This is a genomic window from Paracoccus alkenifer (assembly GCF_900108405.1).
In the GTDB taxonomy this organism is placed as follows: domain Bacteria; phylum Pseudomonadota; class Alphaproteobacteria; order Rhodobacterales; family Rhodobacteraceae; genus Paracoccus; species Paracoccus alkenifer.
This window is the reverse complement of the sequence record NZ_FNXG01000007.1, coordinates 42,866-57,590: the sequence shown is the minus strand read 5'-3', so window position 1 is coordinate 57,590 and position 14,725 is coordinate 42,866. Positions and strand designations below refer to the sequence as shown.

Annotated in this window: 18 protein-coding genes; 11 read left to right on the top strand and 7 right to left on the bottom strand. The window is 64.5% G+C overall.

The window, feature by feature from the left end; genetic code table 11:
- Nucleotides 1-395: 395 nt before the first annotated feature.
- Nucleotides 396-1,196 carry an SDR family NAD(P)-dependent oxidoreductase gene (locus BLW83_RS14225; protein ID WP_218139141.1) on the bottom strand — a complete coding sequence of 267 codons (801 nt, stop codon included), beginning with the start codon at nt 1,194-1,196 and terminating at the stop codon, nt 396-398.
- A gap of 96 nt (nt 1,197-1,292) precedes the next feature.
- Between BLW83_RS14225 and BLW83_RS14220 the strand changes: the two genes are divergently transcribed.
- A complete protein-coding gene (locus BLW83_RS14220) occupies nt 1,293-1,778 on the top strand; it encodes a fasciclin domain-containing protein (protein WP_090848902.1) in 486 nt (161 codons plus the stop codon).
- Nucleotides 1,779-1,852: 74 nt separating this feature from the next.
- Here the strand turns inward: BLW83_RS14220 and BLW83_RS14215 are convergent, their stop codons facing one another.
- From BLW83_RS14215 to BLW83_RS14195, 5 genes are read right to left on the bottom strand one after another with little or no spacing between them, the layout of a single operon-like run.
- Entirely contained in the window at nt 1,853-2,563 is a 711-nt protein-coding gene (locus BLW83_RS14215; RefSeq protein ID WP_090848901.1) for a tryptophan-rich sensory protein, read from the bottom strand.
- A gap of 1 nt (nt 2,564) precedes the next feature.
- Nucleotides 2,565-3,998: a cryptochrome/photolyase family protein gene (locus BLW83_RS14210; RefSeq protein ID WP_090848900.1), complete on the bottom strand. Its 1,434-nt coding sequence runs from the start codon at nt 3,996-3,998 to the stop codon at nt 2,565-2,567.
- Nucleotides 3,999-5,165: an SAM-dependent methyltransferase gene (locus BLW83_RS14205; protein ID WP_090848899.1), complete on the bottom strand. Its 1,167-nt coding sequence runs from the start codon at nt 5,163-5,165 to the stop codon at nt 3,999-4,001. It abuts the gene before it with no gap.
- A complete protein-coding gene (locus tag BLW83_RS14200; RefSeq protein WP_245728905.1) occupies nt 5,162-6,025 on the bottom strand; it encodes a DUF1365 domain-containing protein in 864 nt (287 codons plus the stop codon). The genes BLW83_RS14205 and BLW83_RS14200 overlap by 4 nt, the downstream gene beginning before the upstream one ends.
- Nucleotides 5,938-7,221: an NAD(P)/FAD-dependent oxidoreductase gene (locus tag BLW83_RS14195; RefSeq protein WP_090848897.1), complete on the bottom strand. Its 1,284-nt coding sequence runs from the start codon at nt 7,219-7,221 to the stop codon at nt 5,938-5,940. The genes BLW83_RS14200 and BLW83_RS14195 overlap by 88 nt, the downstream gene beginning before the upstream one ends.
- Nucleotides 7,222-7,334: 113 nt before the next feature.
- Between BLW83_RS14195 and BLW83_RS14190 the strand changes: the two genes are divergently transcribed.
- From BLW83_RS14190 to BLW83_RS14180, 3 genes are read left to right on the top strand one after another with little or no spacing between them, the layout of a single operon-like run.
- Complete coding sequence (locus BLW83_RS14190; protein ID WP_245728904.1) at nt 7,335-7,997, top strand: sigma-70 family RNA polymerase sigma factor; 663 nt, start codon at nt 7,335-7,337, stop codon at nt 7,995-7,997.
- Entirely contained in the window at nt 7,994-8,626 is a 633-nt protein-coding gene (locus BLW83_RS14185; protein WP_090848896.1) for a ChrR family anti-sigma-E factor, read from the top strand. Before BLW83_RS14190 ends, BLW83_RS14185 begins: the two co-directional genes overlap by 4 nt.
- Complete coding sequence (locus BLW83_RS14180; RefSeq protein WP_245728903.1) at nt 8,542-9,363, top strand: SDR family NAD(P)-dependent oxidoreductase; 822 nt, start codon at nt 8,542-8,544, stop codon at nt 9,361-9,363. Before BLW83_RS14185 ends, BLW83_RS14180 begins: the two co-directional genes overlap by 85 nt.
- A gap of 4 nt (nt 9,364-9,367) precedes the next feature.
- Here the strand turns inward: BLW83_RS14180 and BLW83_RS14175 are convergent, their stop codons facing one another.
- Nucleotides 9,368-9,772 (bottom strand): DUF2177 family protein, encoded by a 405-nt coding sequence (locus BLW83_RS14175; RefSeq protein WP_090848894.1) that lies wholly within the window; start codon nt 9,770-9,772, stop codon nt 9,368-9,370.
- 781 nt (nt 9,773-10,553) lie between these two features.
- Here BLW83_RS14175 and BLW83_RS14170 point away from each other — a divergent pair.
- The 7 genes from BLW83_RS14170 to BLW83_RS14140 are packed head-to-tail and all read left to right on the top strand — an operon-like array spanning nt 10,554 to nt 14,694.
- The gene (locus tag BLW83_RS14170) at nt 10,554-10,835 is read left to right on the top strand and encodes a helix-turn-helix transcriptional regulator (RefSeq protein ID WP_012092626.1); all 282 of its coding nucleotides are present in this window, start codon (nt 10,554-10,556) and stop codon (nt 10,833-10,835) included.
- An 18-nt stretch (nt 10,836-10,853) separates the two neighbouring features.
- Nucleotides 10,854-12,029, top strand: coding sequence for a replication initiator protein A (locus tag BLW83_RS14165; protein WP_090848893.1), 1,176 nt, complete (start codon nt 10,854-10,856; stop codon nt 12,027-12,029).
- The gene (parA, locus tag BLW83_RS14160; protein WP_090848892.1) at nt 12,026-12,679 is read left to right on the top strand and encodes a ParA family partition ATPase; all 654 of its coding nucleotides are present in this window, start codon (nt 12,026-12,028) and stop codon (nt 12,677-12,679) included. Before BLW83_RS14165 ends, parA begins: the two co-directional genes overlap by 4 nt.
- Entirely contained in the window at nt 12,676-13,419 is a 744-nt protein-coding gene (locus BLW83_RS14155) for a DNA-methyltransferase (RefSeq protein ID WP_090848891.1), read from the top strand. Before parA ends, BLW83_RS14155 begins: the two co-directional genes overlap by 4 nt.
- Entirely contained in the window at nt 13,416-13,670 is a 255-nt protein-coding gene (locus BLW83_RS14150) for a hypothetical protein (RefSeq protein WP_058099080.1), read from the top strand. The genes BLW83_RS14155 and BLW83_RS14150 overlap by 4 nt, the downstream gene beginning before the upstream one ends.
- A complete protein-coding gene (locus BLW83_RS14145; RefSeq protein WP_012092631.1) occupies nt 13,667-14,152 on the top strand; it encodes a DUF2840 domain-containing protein in 486 nt (161 codons plus the stop codon). Before BLW83_RS14150 ends, BLW83_RS14145 begins: the two co-directional genes overlap by 4 nt.
- Nucleotides 14,149-14,694 (top strand): S26 family signal peptidase, encoded by a 546-nt coding sequence (locus BLW83_RS14140; protein ID WP_012092632.1) that lies wholly within the window; start codon nt 14,149-14,151, stop codon nt 14,692-14,694. The genes BLW83_RS14145 and BLW83_RS14140 overlap by 4 nt, the downstream gene beginning before the upstream one ends.
- The last annotated feature ends 31 nt before the right edge of the window (nt 14,695-14,725 follow it).

The window sequence follows — 14,725 nt, the reverse complement described above, 5'->3', positions numbered from 1 at the left end:
GGATGGATATTTCGCGGCCGACCATACGTCCTTCTGGGGCAGCAAGGTCGGTTGAGCGGCGAAAGGAGGATCGCAATGACAACGGGCGGCGTGATGATCCTATTCGTTACCACTCCACCAAATGGCAGTTCCGTCTGGGTACAGGGTGGTGGATGTAGTGCCGGGCACAGTCTTTCAACAGGAGATCATCGCCGATCTGCCCGCCGCGACGCAGTTCCTGTCGTCCGCCCCTACCTCAACACCGGCACGACGGCTGCTGCCGTCACCTACGACTGCGCCGGGGTCTACCTTGAGACGGATTACTGATCGCAGTTCGAAGATCAGGATCTGCTTTAGCCGTGAAAAGGTAGTAGACGTCACCCACGCCATGCAGCGCTAGGTCATTCAATGTTGATTTACCCTCGGCTCCTCAGCCGGGAGCGCCCGCCATCAACCCCCAAGACCTGTCCTGAAATCCAGCCAGACCGGGCTGAGATGAGAAATGCGGCGATTTCAGCAAGATCGTCAGGACGGCCAAGCCGTTGCAGCGCATGCAGTTGCGCAATACCAGCTGCCATCCGTGCATCGGCGGTCAGGGGTTCGGCCAGCGGAGTTTCGGTCAGAGAGGGCGCAATCGCGTTCACCCTGATGTGCGGCGCCAACTCGGCTGCCAAGGCGCGCGTCAGGCCCTCGACCGCGCCTTTAGCCATCGAGATGGACGCGTGATTGGCAAAACCCTGCCCGACCGCGACCGACGAAAACAGCACAACCGACGCCCCGCCCTCTGCCGCCTTCAGGGCAGGCAAGGCCGCCTGTACCGCCAGCGCCGCTCCTAGGGCGTTGAGATGGAAGTCATCAGCCATTGCCCGCGCCGACAAGTGCGCGAGCTGCCGCAGGGTGATGCTGCCCACCGCATAGACCAGCCCCGACAGCGGGTGATCAATCTCGGCGCTGACGCGTGCGAAGCTTGTCTCGTCCATAACATCGGCGACGGTATAGCTCGCGCCAATTTCGGCGGCGACGGCAGCAAGGCGGCTCTCGCTTCGGCCGGTCAGATGCACATTGTGACCTGCGGCGACAAGCAGCCGCGCCAACGCAGCGCCCGTCGCGCCCGAGCCACCATAGATCAAAACCTTGGTAATCCCGTTCCCCCTTGCGTGATGGTTGTTCGGATTACGCGCCATCCGCGCGCGCAGATCGAATTTTCCTGACGACAAGTTTGATCTGGCTGGGGGCGACCTGCGTAAAGAACATCGAGGGCTCGAAACGAGGCCCTTTGCGAAAAGCACTGCTTGACACAAAGGAGAACCGGAATGCTGCGCAAATTTCTGATGGCGACTGCGACGACGGCCATGCTGGCGGGTGCCGCCATGGCGCAAGATGCCACGTCGGACATTGTCGATACGGCCGTTGCAGCGGGCGATTTCACGACGCTGGTTGCGGCGGTGCAGGCGGCCGGGCTGGTGGACACGCTGAAAGGTGAAGGCCCGTTCACCGTCTTCGCGCCCACCGATGCTGCCTTTGCGGCTCTTCCCGAGGGCACGGTCGATACGCTGTTGATGCCCGAAAACAGGGATCAGCTCGTGTCGATCCTGACGTATCATGTGGTTCCCGGTGCCGTGATGTCCTCGGACCTGACCGAGGGGATGACGGCAGCTACCGTCCAGGGCGGCGACGTGACTTTCACGCTCGATGGCGGTGCCAAGGTCAATGACGCGAATATCACCGCGGCGGATATCGCGGCCTCGAACGGGGTGGTCCATGTCATCGACACGGTCATCATGCCGCCCGCCAACTGAGGCAAATGGCACTGTTGGTCGTGCATGAACCAGATGACCCCGGCCATTGCGGCCGGGGTTTTGATTTATACGGATCAGCGAAGGCTGGATCCGGGGATGAAGCGATCGAACAGCGCAAGCATCAGGATCCCCGCGCCGCAAATCGTGGCGATGAGCCAGTCGCCCGCGCCCACGTTCGCAACGATCACGCCGAACAGCGCCCAGATCACCCCGGCGCGATAGGTCCAGAGGCGCGGGCGGGCGGATGCGACCGCAACAGCCGCAATCAGGACGCAAATGATCAGTGCGATGGCGGCTGTACGCGGCGACAGGATGCCGTATCCGGTCGCCACCACCGAAACGGCCACGCCCGTTGCGGCCGTTAGCCAGCCGGCATAGAGACCGACCGGCGCCCATTCGCGCCAGCTGTCACCGGCACGCAACATCGCAATGATGGCCGCAGCCGCCATTACAAGGATCATCACCGTGGCGATCGGTGGGGACCGCATGGCGGCCTCGATCCAGAAGACGCCGATGAACAGGCTGATGCCAAGGGGACTGGCGGCGCGGGGCCATTGCGGCATGGTTGCCGGGCGCCATAGAGCCCATGCGGCGGCGAGGATCAGTCCCAGATAGATCAATCCCCAGATGGAAAATGCCCATCCGACCGGCTGGGCGGGCCAGCGGTCTGCCTGCACGGGGAAGCTTTCGCGGTAGAAACCACCGAAGCCGTTCGACAGGAAGGGCGAAACGGCAAAGGCCACAGCCAGCAGAAGGACGGCAATCCTTGCGACGCGATCAGTCATGTCAGGTCTCCGATGTGTTGGCGCGGAAATGTGCCAGTGCCGCCAACGCGGCCTTACGCCCCTCCGCCAGCATGGCAGAGGGGCCCGCGCGCCATGGTCCGGTATGCCAGTCGCGCGGGGTGCTTTCGATCCATGCCGCAGCCTCGGGGCCGGCGGCACGGTCGAACCCGGCAAGCCAGCGCCGACGATAGTCGCCACGAGGGTCATATTGCTCCGCCTGCCTTTCGGGGTTGAAGATGCGGAAATATGGCGCGGCATCGGGGCCGCAGCCCGCCACCCATTGCCAGTTCATCGCATTGGACGCCGGATCCCAGTCGGTCAGGCAATCGGCGAAATGTGCCAGTCCCGCCCGCCAGTCGATGAGCAGATGCTTGGTCAGCCAGCTTGCGACCACCATGCGCACGCGGTTGTGCATCTGTCCGGTCAACCACATCTCGCGCAGCCCGGCATCGACCAGCGCCACTCCGGTTTCAGCCCGCTGCCAGCGGATCAGGCTTGCGCCGTCCTTTTGCCAAGGAAAGCCCTCCCATTCGGAACGCCAGCAGGCGACCGGCATTTCCGGGAAGCCGATCAGCAGGTGCCAGGAAAATTCGCGCCAAAGCACCTCGGACAGAAATTTGTCGATGCCGGCAGCATGTTCTGGCGATATCTCCGCCCTGAGCATGGCCCTTGCCCAGATCGTTCGAGGGCTGATCTCGCCTACCGCCAGATGATCGGACAGGCGCGAGGTCGCGTCGAGATCGGGGCGATCCCGCTCGCGGGGATAAGCGCAGGCGCGGTCGAGAAAATCATCCAGCCCGGCAAGCGCGGCCTCTTCGCCCGCAGGCGCGGCAAATCGCTCCAGCGCGGCGCGGCCGCGGTGCAGGTCCGGCGCCAGATCGAGGGTGCTCAGGTCAAGCCCGCCGAGCGGTTCCGTGCAGGGTTCAATGCCCGGCGGGGCATCGGCGGCGGGCCGGTCGGGGCCGCGCTGCCGTACCGCCCGCGCAAAGGGGGAATAGACGCGGTAAGCCCCGCCATTTCCGCTGCGGACCGCGCCGGGATGGACGAGAAGATGCCCCGGATGCAGGATCAGCCCGGCGCCCAGGGGCCGCAGCGCCGCGCGCATACGGTCTTGCAGCGCCTGCATTTCCACCGTGGGCCAGTCCGACTGGTGCAGCTGACGCACGCTCAGCCGCTTCATCAGCGCCGGCAGGATTTCATGCGCCTCGCCGCGCAGCACGACGATGCCCTTTCCGCCGGTGCGGACCCGAAGTGCCGCATCAAAGATGCGGAGTGCGCGCTCAAGCCGCCAGCGGCTGGCCGCGCCCTGCGCCATGGTCAGCCGGTCGATGAAAAACACCGTCAGCAGCGGCCCGTCGGCAATCGCCGCCAGAAGCGCGGGGTTATCGCGCAGCCTGAAATCGCGGGTCAGCCAAAGAATGCCCGGCGCCGTCATTCAAGCCGCCTCATCCGCGTGACCAAGCGTCACCTGCACCACATCGCAGCGCGCGGTGGCGAAGGCAGCGGCGCAGCCCTCCAAATAGAACTGCCATCCGCGAAGGAAGGTGTCATCATAACCCAGCCGCTGGATACGGGGGCGCTGCTGCATCATCGTCTCGCACCAGATTCGGCATGTGCGGGCATAGTCCTGGCCAAAAGCGTGGCTGTCACGCACGCGCAGCCCGACTTTTGCCGCCTCATGGGCGATAATGGCGGAACAGGGCAGCATGCCGCCGGGAAACACATGCTGACGGATGAAGTCGGAGCGGCGGCGATAGACGGAAAACTCGGCATCCGGGACAGTGATAGCCTGCAAGACTGCCCGTCCACCCTGCGCCAGTCGCGTCTTGAGGGCGGCGAAATACGTTGGCCAATAGCGTTCGCCCACCGCCTCGATCATCTCGATCGACACGATGTTGTCAAACTGGCCCGTCACCTGACGGTAGTCCTGAAGCCGCACCTCGGCACGGCCATCCAGCCGGGCGTCGGCATAGCCCTTTTGCGAAGGAGAAAGCGTGATCGCGGTCACGTTGTGACCCCGCCCGGCTGCAGCTTCGGCGAACCCGCCCCAGCCGCAGCCGATTTCCAGCAGGCTTTCGCCCGGTGCCAGTTGGGACAGAATCCGCCGGTTCTTGCGCGCCTGCGCGCGGTGCAGATCATCGCCTTCGCCAAACAGTGCAGAGGAATAGGTCATGCCGGGGTCGAGCCAGAGCTGATAGAACTCGTTGCCGACATCGTAATGGGCGCGAATGTTGCGCCACGAGCCGCGAAGGCTGTTCAGCCGCACCAGCCGGTCAACCAGCCGCATCCGCATGGCCTGAAACCGCCCCGGCTCTCCCCACGCAGTCCGAAGGCCAAGGTTGCGCAGGGCCAGCGACAGGGTGTCCTCCAGTGTCTCGCTGTGCCAGTCGCCTGCGATCCAACCTTCGCCCAGCCCCACATCTCCGCGCAGCGCCAGACGCGGCAGCAGCCGCCAGTTGCGGATCTGCAAGTCGGCCTCGGGGCCGGCGGTGCCAAATCGGTGGCGCGTGCCCTCGGGCGTGGTCAGGGTCACGATGCCGTCGCCGATCTCTTCGAGGGCCGAAAGAAAGCGGGTTTTCAGGGAGTGTGTCTCAAGGCTCATCGGGTGATTTCCTGGTCCGGAGGCTCTGGGCGGCGGCGATAGGCGGCACCTTTCAGCTTCAGCCGCAGCGCATGCCAATAGATTTGTGCAATCACGCGCAACGCGCCGCCAGGCCGACTAAAAACCGTCGCAAGCACTGCGCGGTTGGTCAGCGGGATCAGCGGCCCGGTCATGGCGGTGTTGATGCCACCCGTGCCATCCATTTGGTCGATGCGGATGGCGATGCGGTCAGGATGCAGGGCGAACCGGAACTGGTATTTACCCGCCACATCCTGAAAGGGCGAGACGTGAAAGACCTTGCGCGCCGTCAATGCCGATTCGGCGTTGATCGGCGCAAGGTCGGGCTGGGCCAGCAGGTAGCTGTGGCGCTGGCCGAATGTGTTGTTGACCTCTGCAATCACCGCGATAAGCGCATCATCTTCGATCAGCATCCAGAAGCTGACCGGGTTGAACCAGTAGCCAAGAAACCGCGGCTGCGTCAGCAGCGCCAGCACCATACCCCGGCGCGGCGCAAGCCCGGCAGCGGCAAGCTGTGCCAAGGCCCAGGGGGCGCCGGTGCCCGAGCCGCGCAGCCCGCCATGGTCACTATCGTGAAACGAAATCAACCCGAATCGGTTATGCCTCATCAACCGGGGCGGGCGAACGTGCTCGGGCGCCAGCAACACATGATCGGCGTGGGTGCGGAAGCTGTGGCGCAAGTCGCCGCGCCGGGCATGTGTCACCAGCGCCGGCATTGCCAGCACTTCGCCTGCCTGAAGACGCGCCGCGAGAGTCATGGCAGCACCGAAGCAGGCAGTAAACGACGCGCGATGCGCATGGCGCTGGCAAAGCCGTCCTCGTGAAAGCCGTTGCGCAGCCAAGCGCCGGCAAACCAGGTGTTGCGATTACCCTGCATCTCTGCAATCCGCGCCTGCGCGTCCAGCGCCGCCAGGTCAAAGACCGGATGGCGGAACGTCACCTGATCGTAGATCAGTCGCGGGTCGATGCCGTCACGCTGATTCAGCGTGACAAAAAGCGGATCGTCGTCGGGGATATTCTGAAGCCTGTTCATCCAGTATGTCACGCCCACAGACGCAAGCCCTGTATCGCCACGGCTGACCCACGAACTCCAGCAGCGGCGGCGGTGCGGCATCACGGATGGGTCGGCGTGCAGAACGGCGTGATTGGGCTGGAACCGGATCGACGAAAGGGCCGCGCGTTCGGTGGCGTTGGCATCTGTGAGCATCGCGAGCGTCTGGTCGGCATGGGCGGCAAGGATGACGTGGTCGAATACCTCAGCTTGCGCCCCCTCCGCGCTCAGGGTGACAATCCCGCCCGTTCGCGTGACCGCCCGAACGGCGGTTCCGGTGCGCAGATCAACCCCGGCCCGCACCAGCGCCGCCGTCAGCCGCTCGACATAGCGGATCGAGCCGCCGTCCACCGTCCACCACTGGTGATGCTCGCCCCGCGCAAGAAGCCCGTGGTTGCGCATGAACCGGACAAGCGCACGGGCCGGGAATTTGCCGATGTCGTGATCGGGCGTGGACCAGATCGCCCCGCAAAAGGGGTAGAGGTAATGAGCGCGGAACCGGGCACCCAGACGCATCCGGTCGATCAGCGCGCCGATGGTCAGGTCAGGAGTTGCCGCAACCTCGGACTCGGCCCCAGCGTTGAAGCGCAGGATGTCGCGGAGCATCAGGTGAAAGCGCGGGTCCACAATATTGCGGCGCTGGCCGAACAGCGCGTCGCCGGACCGCAGCGCATATTCCACCCGCCCGCCGTCCAACGAGACACCGAAGCTCATGTCGCTTTTGACGATGGGCACATCGAGGTCGCGGAACATCGCCGTCAGATGCGGGTAATTCACATGATTGAACACGATGAAGCCGGTATCCACCGGCTGATCGCTCCGCTTGCCGGCAAGAACCGTCCGCGCGTGGCCGCCAAGCCTGGGCGCTTCCTCAAACAGCGTCACCTGATGGTGGCGTGACAGCAGCCAAGCACTAGCCAGGCCTGAAATGCCGCCGCCGATGATAGCGATCCGCTGCGGAGAGCCTCTGGTCAAGTCAAAAGGCATCTGGCCTCCACTGGTTCTTCGCCATCCTTACGCGCGCAGATCGGCTTCGGATCAATCAGCAAAAAAATTTCTGTCAAAATGATCTGAAACGCACTGTCCCCCGTAAGTGCCGCATGAACGCCGCATTTGCGCCTGTTGGGCCAAGGTCCTATGAAATGCTAAGATCCACGGTCCTGCCGTTGGTCGATGAAGGTGCTTTGGGTTTCAGGGGGGAAGATCAGCAACCGATGGACGATCTTTCCGAGTTGAGTCGCGATCTGATCGCCGTCCGCGACAGCCGCGACCGCGCGGCGTTCGGGAGGCTTTTTGACCATTTCGCGCCACGGCTTAAGGCGATGATGCTCCGCGGCGGGTTGCGCGACGGCACTGCCGAGGACGTGGTGCAGGATGTGATGCTGGCGGTCTGGCACAAAGCCGGACAGTTCGACCCCCACCGCGCGGATGCAGCCGGCTGGATCTATGGCATTGCCCGGAACCGGCGCATCGACATGGCCCGCCGCCGTCCGCTGGCCCAGCCCGACGAGATGCCCGAGATCGAGAGCCTGGAACCCGACGCCGCCCAGATCATTGCGCTGCAGCAGGAAGCGCGCCACTTGGCAGACGCACTTGCGCGCCTCGCACCGGAACAGGCCGAGGCGCTGCGCGCTGCCTATTTCGACGACATTCCACACAGCCGCATCAGCGAAATGACGGGCTTGCCGCTTGGCACCATCAAGTCCCGCATCCGCCTTGGCCTTGAACGTCTCAGGCATGAGCTGAGGACAATCGCACCATGATCAGCATCCACCACCATATTCCCGACGACATGCTTGACGCGTATCGCGCAGGCACCTTGCCACATGCCTTTGGTGTGGTCGTGGCCGCGCACCTGTCGCTTTGCGATCAATGCCGTGCCGGCCAGGAGGCGGGCGACATGATCGGCGGTGCGCTTTTGCAGCATGCAGAAGGCGCAACCCTGCGACCCGACGCGCGTGACCGGATGATGACTGCACTAGACGCACCGCCCCCGCCGCCGCCTCTGCGCGCATCTGGGCCGTTTCCGTCTGCCGTGATGCACGAATTGGGCGGAAGGCCGCCGCGCTGGCGCATGCTGGGCGGCGGCATCCGCCAGCAGATCCTGACCGCCGATCGCGAAGGCTCATTGCGCCTGTTGTACATTCCGCCGGGAAAGGCAGTCCCCGAACACGGGCATCGGGGGCACGAACTGACACTTGTTCTTCAAGGCAGCTTTTCCGACAGCGGAGGCAACTTTCATCGCGGCGACGTCGAAGTGGCGCATGCCGACATCCACCACCAACCCGTTGCCGGCCGGGACGAGCCATGCATCTGCCTGGCGGCCACCGATGCGCCCTTGCGCTTTCACGCGCTGATTCCGCGGCTGTTGCAGCCGATCTTCCGGATCTGAAGATGAACTATGCGAGCCGCCGCATCTGGATCATTGGCGCCAGCGCCGGGATTGGCGCAGCCCTTGCCCGTGCGTTGGCCGGGCAAGGGGCGCAACTGATCTTGTCCGCCCGCGATGGCGACGCGCTGGAGGCGCTGGCGGCGGAGTGCGGCGGCGCGCAGGCCAGGCCGCTGGATCTGGCCCAGCCTGAAACGCTGGGGGCAGTGGTGGCACAGCTTACGCTTGAGGCACCGCTGGACGCGATCATCTGCACCGCCGCGCTTTATGATCCCGGTCGCGTGGCGGATATCGATCCCATGCGGGCCGAGGCGATGGTGCGCGTGAACATACTGGGCATGCTTGAGGTCGCCCGCCTTTGCCCGCCGCTGCTGCGCGATGGCGGTCAGCTGGTGCTGTTCGGCTCGGTTGCCGGTTACATCGGCCTGCCGGGGGGGCAGCCATATTCGGCAACCAAGGCGGCGGTCAACAACCTTGCCGAAACGCTTGCGATCGAACTGGCCCCGCGTGTGGACGTGCGGCTGGTCTGTCCAGGCTTCGTCCAGACCAGACTGACCGCCCGAAACACCTTCGCCATGCCTGCAATCATCACCGCCGAACAGGCGGCAGAGTCCGTGCTGCGCGGGATGCAACGGCGGGGATTTGAGATCCATTTCCCACGCCGCTTCACCCTTGCGATGAAGCTGATACGGGCCCTGCCTTATGCGCTGTCGCTGCGACTGATACGGCGCTTGCGCTGATCGTTCAGTTGAATCGCCCCGACAGCAGAACCACGCCGGCCCAGGCTGAAAACCCGGTCAGGAGCGTGCCCCACAACCCGTCGATAATGACCTGCTCCCACGACCAGTCGGCAAGCGTGGCATAATTTGTCATCTCATAGGTGCCATAACACATCAGCCCAATGATCAGGCCTCCGATCAGCGCGTGAACGGGATCATTCGCTTTCAGCGCGGGCCAGGAAACCAGCCACACAAGCCCGGCGACATATCCCAGATAGAACAGCGCAGCCGGACCAAGCCGCAACGGCTCGGCAAGAAGGTGGCCGACATTGCGCTCAAATACCGGCCGGATCAGAAACCGGATCCCCAGCACATCCAGAGCGAGGAACACCCCGGCGGTTGCAGCATAGAGGAAGGTAGCTTGAAGCATGAGAAGTCCTCTTCCCAGTTTCCGTCCAACCGCCGCAGATAGGCGGAGGCCTTCTGTCATATCAGCCTTTGACTTGCTCTACGCACGCAACCTTGCAGCAGATCAATTTCTCCGTGAAGAAAGGCAGACTACTCGCCCCATCCTCATAAACAGCAGTGCCGCGCGCATTCCTCGGGTGGATGTCAATCTCCCCTAACGGCATCGAATGTGCCAAACTCGTGATGCCTAAGCATCAGCTGAAGGAGGCAGCTTCATCAAAAAATATAATACAATCAAAAACTTGAAACTGGAGAAGGCTCGACGGCAGACCCATCCCCTCCGCCACTTGCCTTCGCGAAACGTGTCTCCCGATCCGGCTGCGGCGGGATCTTCCCGTTGTCTTCGAGGGTTATGCGGGAGCGGCTGAGCACTGCCCCCAGTTCCAAGATGCCCGAAATCGGTCTCTCGGGGCCGATATTCTCCTGACCTGATGACTGTGCCGGTTGGTGAATTTCTTACAGCAAGCTGAAATTGTGTGCTTTTCGGCTTTTCGGGATCGCCGGCCCGAATACTTCGATGCCGGTGGCGTTCGTGAGGGGGAGAATAAATCGAGCTATCGCCCTCAGAATAGTTCCGTGCTGCTCTCGTCGCGGATACGGAAGGGGTATCTTTCGCCCCTGATGGTGGGCGATTTCGATACCCCCCAACTTCGCCCTGCACCTCGCCGGTCTTCCTTCGCCACCGTGGTCATTGCCCGCCGCTGATCCGCAGTGGCCGTTTGCAACACCACGGAGGCCCGATCATGCCACATGAACCCGTCGTCCTGCCGCCGCGTTTTCTACGGACCAAGGAGGCCGCGACCTTTCTGAGCCTCTCGGCCCGGACGCTCGAAAAACACCGCACCTATGGAACCGGGCCAGCCTATCGCAAGCTCGGCGGCCGCGTCGTCTATGCCATCGACGATCTCGAAGCCTGGACCGAACGCGGCGCGGTGACCTCGACCTCCGATCCGCGCGGCTCCGTGCTGCCCGCCAAGCGTCATGCGTTTCCGTCCGGCCCGCAGGCCGGTCGTTACGCCCGCTGATCTCTCGCGGTTTCCTTCATGACGGTGCGACGTCGATCCCTTTCCGAGCGTGGGCAACTGGATCTGTTCAGGGCGCTCCCCGGCGATTTCGCGCCACGAGACGCACAGGATCTCATGGCCTATCCCTTCTTCTCCCTCGCCAAGTCGAAGCGCATCGCGCCGATCGACTTCGCAGCCGGCAATGTCTCCATCCGGGTCGAGGCTGTTCCCGATCACGGCATGGCCACGATCTGGGACGCCGATATCCTGATCTGGGCGGCCAGTCAGATCGTCGAAGCCCGCGACAGTGGCCTTCGCACCTCTCGGCTGATGGCCGCCACGCCCTATGAGATCCTCACCTATGTCGGGCGCGGCACCGGCTTGCGCGATTATCAGCGCCTGAAGGCGGCGCTCGACCGGCTGCAATCGACCACGATTTCCACCTCGATCCGCCAGCCGGTCGAAGGCCGTCGGCATCGCTTCTCGTGGATCAACGAGTGGCAGGAGCGCACCGACCGTAGCGGTCGGCCCGATGGTATCGAAATGATCGTGCCGGACTGGTTCTACCAGGCCGTTCTCGATGATGCGCTCGTGCTGACCATCGACCGGACCTATTTCGACCTGACCGGCGGCCTTGACCGCTGGCTCTATCGCCTGGTGCGCAAGCACGGCGGCCGTCAGCGTGATGGTTGGCGGTTCGACTTCCGCCATCTCCATCAGAAATCCGGCAGCCTGTCGCCGTTCAAGCGCTTTGCTTTCGAGCTGCGCGACATCATCCGGCGTCAGCCGCTGCCCGGCTATTCGCTCTTCGTTGAGGCCGAGGTTGGCGGGCGGATGCTGCTGGCCTTCGAGCCAGTCGCGCCCTGTGGAAAACCTGTGGATGGCCTCGTGCTATCAGGAACCCGGACTATCGTGCTATCGGGAACCGGAGGCTCGTGCTATCAGGAACCGAAACCGGGCTTAACGCTTGGAACTCATTCAGGAAATCGCGCCCTTAACTTAGAGTCTAACGAAGAGTCTAACTTTGAAGAGCGCGCGCGCGATGTGGAAAACCTCATCCGCGACACCGCCAGAAGCCTCAGCATAGCCGCGAAGAAGAGGGCATCCGGCGCCCCGACATCGCCTCGACCGGCATCTGATCGAAGCGCAACCGAAGCTCCTGAATCTGCCGACACGCCGCGCCTGCCTCTCGATCTGCCGGGGGGTGGCCGATGATCATCGCGCTCCTCAACCAGAAGGGCGGTGTCGGCAAGACGACGCTGGCGCTGCATCTTGCCGGTGAACTGGCTCAGGGTGGCAAGCGCGTCACCCTGATCGACGCCGATCCGCAGGGCTCGGCCCTCGACTGGTCGCAGCAACGCGCGCGTGAGGGCCTGCCGCGTGCCTTCGGCACACTCGGCCTGGCGCGTGACACGCTGCATCGTGAGGCACCAGAGCTTGCCCGCGATGCCGATCATATCGTCATCGACGGGCCACCGCGCGTCGCCGGTCTCATGCGCTCCGCGCTGCTCGCCGCCGATCTTGTGCTGATCCCGGTGCAGCCATCGCCGTTCGACGGCTGGGCCTCGGCCGAGATGCTCGCCCTCCTTGCGGAGGCGCGCATCTACCGACCCCAGCTCGTCGCCCGCTTCGTGCTCAACCGTTGCGGCGCGCGCACCGTCATCGCCCGCGAGACGGCCGAGACGCTGGCTGACTACGATCCGCCGCTGCTCGCCAGCGTCATCGGCCAGCGCGTCGTCTTCGCTGACGCCGCGCAAACCGGGCGGCTCGCCAGCGAGATCGCCGCCCGATCACCTGCGGCGCGCGAGATCGCCGCACTGGCCGCCGAGGTCGGACGGCTGGGCATCGGGAGGGCATCGGCATGACGCTCCTCACCGGCGACTGCCGCGAACAGATGCCCTGGCACGCACCCTACGACATGATCCTCGCCGATCCGCCCTATGGCGACACCTCGCTCGCCTGGGACCGGCGTGTCGAGGACTGGGTCGCGCTGGCGCGCGCCGCGCTTGCGCCTACCGGCTCACTCTGGGTCTTCGGTTCGTTGCGCAGCTTCATGGCGACCGCCGACTGCTTCGCCGATGCGGGCCTGCGGATCGCGCAGGAGATAGTCTGGGAGAAGCAGAACGGCAGCGGCTTCCATGCCGACCGCTTCAAGCGGGTGCATGAACTGGCCGTCCAGTTCTATCCCGCCGAGACCGCTTGGCGTGACATCTACAACGACGTCCAGACCACGCCCGACGCGACGGCCCGCACGGTGCGGCGCAAGCCGCGCCCGCCCCATACCGGCCAGATCGACGCCGGCCATTATGTCAGCCATGACGGCGGGCCGCGCCTCATGCGCTCGGTCATTTACCTGCGCAACTGCCACGGCCGCGCCATCCATCCGACCGAAAAGCCGTCGGCGCTCCTGGAGATCCTGATCCGCACGAGCTGCCCCGAAGGCGGCCTGGTCGGCGACTGGTTCGCCGGTTCCGGCGCGGCCGGGGAAGCCTGCCGGCTTTCCGGCCGGCGCTATCTCGGCTGCGAGATCGACCCCGACATGGCCGAGTGCGCGCGGGCGCGCATCGCCACCGTGCTGCCATTCCATGACGGAATTTCGTCATGACGGCGCGCACCGAGAAGCGCAGCTTCGCTACGCGCCCGGCCGATCCCGATAGCTGGATCAAGGCCGGCGACGCGCCGCCGCCGCGCACGGATACCGCCGACGCCTATTCGGCGCGGCTGACCGTGGACATCACGCCGGCGCTGCGCGGCCGCATCAAGATCGCGGCCTTCCAGCGCGGCATCACCGTCGCCGACATGCTGCGCGACCTGCTGGCGCGCGAGTTTCCCGACATAGGGGGAGACCGCCCATGATCGGCATCGACGCCCATGACGGCGATCTGACCCGCGCGGAACTGACCTGGGTGGAAGGCAAGACCGAATACTGGATCAGATTCGGCCATGCGACTGGTGAGCAGATCCTCGATCGCAACCGGCGTGTTGTATTCTTCCATCCCGGCACGGTGTTTGCGTTCGTCCGCTGGGCGGCGAACGACCACGGCACGATCATTTCGCGCCTCGACATCCTGCGCGCGGTTGCGCCGGGCCAGTCCTATCAGACGCTGCCCTTCGTCCGTCCAGGCGGCGAAATCCTGCTGAAGATCGAAGGCTGGCCGAAGGTCGAGGCTGTCCTTCGCCATGTCGACGGGATCGAGGCCATAGGTGTCGATCCGGCCCAAGTCGATCCCGATCATTGGCGGCACGTCTCCCACTGGATAAACGCAGGCGAAGCGCCGCGTCCCTACACCGCGGAGCGTCATCAGGCATGGCTCTGGCGGCGGGAGATCGCCCCATGACGCGCTTTCGCTATGTCATGGTGACGACGGTTGCCACGCTCGGGATCGCCTTTGCCGGATTCGTTCCGACTGCGCCAAGGCTGGTCTGGAACGCATCGGCCAGCGTGCCGATCGGGTTCTATACTGTCGCACCCGACGACCGGATCGCGGTGCCCGATCTGGTCGCCGTCATCCCACCCGAACCCTTCGCCTCGTTTATGGTCGAGCGCGGCTACGTCGCACGCGACGTGCCGCTTCTGAAGCACGTTCTCGGCCTGCCCGGACAGCGCCTGTGCCGCGATGGCCGCGCCATTATCGTCGACGGCGTTCCGCTCGGCGAGGCGCGCGACCACGACAGCTTCGGCCGAGACCTGCCGGTCTGGCAGGGCTGTCGCGTCATCGCCGAGGGCGAAGTGTTCCTGATGAACCCGGACGTCGGCGACAGCCTCGACGGCCGCTATTTCGGCCCGTTCCCCGCCTCGGCGGTGATCGGCCACGCGATCCCGCTTTTCACCGACGAAGACGGCGAGGGCCGCTTTGTCTGGCGCGCGCCGATGCGGTGACAGCGCGTCCAGAGCGGGGCCGTTGAGCCGT

Excerpts from the sequence above, each read along its gene's own strand:
- BLW83_RS14220 (WP_090848902.1), top strand. The coding sequence starts at position 1,293 with ATGCTGCGCAAATTTCTGATGGCGACTGCGACGACGGCCATGCTGGCG.
- BLW83_RS14215 (WP_090848901.1), bottom strand. The coding sequence starts at position 2,563 with ATGACTGATCGCGTCGCAAGGATTGCCGTCCTTCTGCTGGCTGTGGCC.
- BLW83_RS14210 (WP_090848900.1), bottom strand. The coding sequence starts at position 3,998 with ATGACGGCGCCGGGCATTCTTTGGCTGACCCGCGATTTCAGGCTGCGC.
- BLW83_RS14205 (WP_090848899.1), bottom strand. The coding sequence starts at position 5,165 with ATGAGCCTTGAGACACACTCCCTGAAAACCCGCTTTCTTTCGGCCCTC.
- BLW83_RS14195 (WP_090848897.1), bottom strand. The coding sequence starts at position 7,221 with ATGCCTTTTGACTTGACCAGAGGCTCTCCGCAGCGGATCGCTATCATC.
- BLW83_RS14190 (WP_245728904.1), top strand. The coding sequence starts at position 7,335 with ATGAACGCCGCATTTGCGCCTGTTGGGCCAAGGTCCTATGAAATGCTA.
- BLW83_RS14185 (WP_090848896.1), top strand. The coding sequence starts at position 7,994 with ATGATCAGCATCCACCACCATATTCCCGACGACATGCTTGACGCGTAT.
- BLW83_RS14180 (WP_245728903.1), top strand. The coding sequence starts at position 8,542 with ATGCATCTGCCTGGCGGCCACCGATGCGCCCTTGCGCTTTCACGCGCT.
- BLW83_RS14175 (WP_090848894.1), bottom strand. The coding sequence starts at position 9,772 with ATGCTTCAAGCTACCTTCCTCTATGCTGCAACCGCCGGGGTGTTCCTC.
- BLW83_RS14170 (WP_012092626.1), top strand. The coding sequence starts at position 10,554 with ATGCCACATGAACCCGTCGTCCTGCCGCCGCGTTTTCTACGGACCAAG.
- BLW83_RS14165 (WP_090848893.1), top strand. The coding sequence starts at position 10,854 with ATGACGGTGCGACGTCGATCCCTTTCCGAGCGTGGGCAACTGGATCTG.
- parA (WP_090848892.1), top strand. The coding sequence starts at position 12,026 with ATGATCATCGCGCTCCTCAACCAGAAGGGCGGTGTCGGCAAGACGACG.
- BLW83_RS14155 (WP_090848891.1), top strand. The coding sequence starts at position 12,676 with ATGACGCTCCTCACCGGCGACTGCCGCGAACAGATGCCCTGGCACGCA.
- BLW83_RS14150 (WP_058099080.1), top strand. The coding sequence starts at position 13,416 with ATGACGGCGCGCACCGAGAAGCGCAGCTTCGCTACGCGCCCGGCCGAT.
- BLW83_RS14145 (WP_012092631.1), top strand. The coding sequence starts at position 13,667 with ATGATCGGCATCGACGCCCATGACGGCGATCTGACCCGCGCGGAACTG.
- BLW83_RS14140 (WP_012092632.1), top strand. The coding sequence starts at position 14,149 with ATGACGCGCTTTCGCTATGTCATGGTGACGACGGTTGCCACGCTCGGG.